This window comes from Nonomuraea sp. NPDC003201, assembly GCF_053590415.1.
On the sequence record NZ_JBSFTC010000730.1, the window covers coordinates 1 to 1,495 of the forward strand.

A 1,495-nucleotide genomic window follows, 5' to 3' on the forward strand; every position below is an offset into this window, starting at 1 on the left:
CTGGCCGCGCACGATGACGGCCTCGTCGCTCATCGCGGGCACGTACGCGCCGCCCGCCGTGCACGAGCCGAGCACGGCGGCGATCTGCGGGATGCCGCGGGCGGACATGGTGGCCTGGTTGTAGAAGATGCGGCCGAAGTGCTCCCGGTCGGGGAACACCTCGTCCTGCTTGGGCAGGAACGCGCCGCCCGAGTCGACGAGGTAGACGCACGGCAGGCGGTTGTGCAGGGCCACCTCCTGCGCGCGCAGGTGCTTCTTGACCGTGAGCGGGTAGTACGTGCCGCCCTTCACGGTGGCGTCGTTGGCGACGATCACGCACTCGCGGCCGGAGACCCGGCCGACCCCGGTGATGATCCCCGCGGCGGGCGCCTGGTCGTCGTAGAGCCCGTTCGCGGCCAGCGGCGACAGCTCCAGGAAGCGGGAGCCGGGGTCGAGCAGGCCGTCGACGCGGTCGCGCGGCAGCAGCTTGCCGCGCTCGACGTGGCGCAGGCGCGAGCGCTCGGGGCCGCCCCGGGCGGCGGCCTCCAGCCGCTCCAGCAGCTCGGCGGCGAGCCGCTCGTTGAGCTCGGCGTTACGTTTGAACGCCTCGCCGCCGGGATCGGCGGACGACTTCAGCACCGGCCACTCGCTCATGACGCCCCTCTCATAGCACGAGATGTTAGTCATCATTAACGTAGTCGTCTAGCATGTGAGACGTGACCACTACCGCCCCTACCCGGAATCGCCGCAACAGGCGCGGGGAGATCCTGGAGGCGGCGGCCCGGCTGTTCGCCGCGCGCGGTTTCCACGGCGTCTCGATCGAGGACATCGGCGCCGCGGTCGGCGTCTCGGGCCCCGCGCTCTACCGGCACTTCAGCGGCAAGGACGCGCTGCTGTCGGAGATGCTGCTCGACGTCAGCTCGCGGCTGCGCGAGTCGGCCGCCGCGGTGGTCACCTCGTACCCGGATCCGCAGGAGACGCTGGACGCGCTGCTCAACGTGCAGATCACGTTCGCTCTCGAGCAGCCGGCGCTGATCACCGTGCACGACAGGGAGCTGGGCAACGTGCCCGAGCCCGAGCGGCGCCAGATCAGGCGGCTGCAGCGGCTCTACGTCGAGGAGTGGGTCACCGTGCTGGCCGAGCTGCACCCGGCGTGCCCGGCGGCGCGGCTGCGGGCCGCGACGCACGCCGTGTTCGGGCTGCTTAACTCCACGCCGCACAGCGCGGGCGAGCTGGGCGCGGGGGACATGCGGCCGCTGCTGCACGCCATGGCGCGCGCGGCCGTCACCGCTGCTGTTAGCGCTCGCTAACTTTCAGGGATCTGCCCGAAATGGCCTTCCCGTGCCAACTATCTAGATATATCGTCAAGATATCTCGATAGTTGGAGGTAATCATGGAAGAGCCCGACTTCTGGGATGCCCCGCACCCCCACCACCCGTTCCCCCCGCACCCGCCCGGTCCACCGCCGGGCCCGCCGCCCGGTCCACCGCCGGGGCCGGGCGGCTTCGGCCCGCCG

The 1,495-nt window shown here is 71.2% G+C and carries 2 protein-coding genes; one reads left to right on the plus strand and one right to left on the minus strand.

Annotated features, from left to right (window positions below; genetic code table 11):
• Positions 1–633, minus strand: a 633-nt coding sequence (locus ACWDX9_RS63210) for a carboxyl transferase domain-containing protein (protein WP_449973436.1), incomplete at its 3' end; no start/stop codon positions are given.
• A 62-nt stretch (positions 634–695) separates the two neighbouring features.
• On the opposite strand from ACWDX9_RS63210, the gene ACWDX9_RS63215 reads away from it, so the two are divergent.
• Positions 696–1,289, plus strand: coding sequence for an SACE_7040 family transcriptional regulator (locus ACWDX9_RS63215; protein WP_357731557.1), 594 nt, complete (start codon positions 696–698; stop codon positions 1,287–1,289).
• The last annotated feature ends 206 nt before the right edge of the window (positions 1,290–1,495 follow it).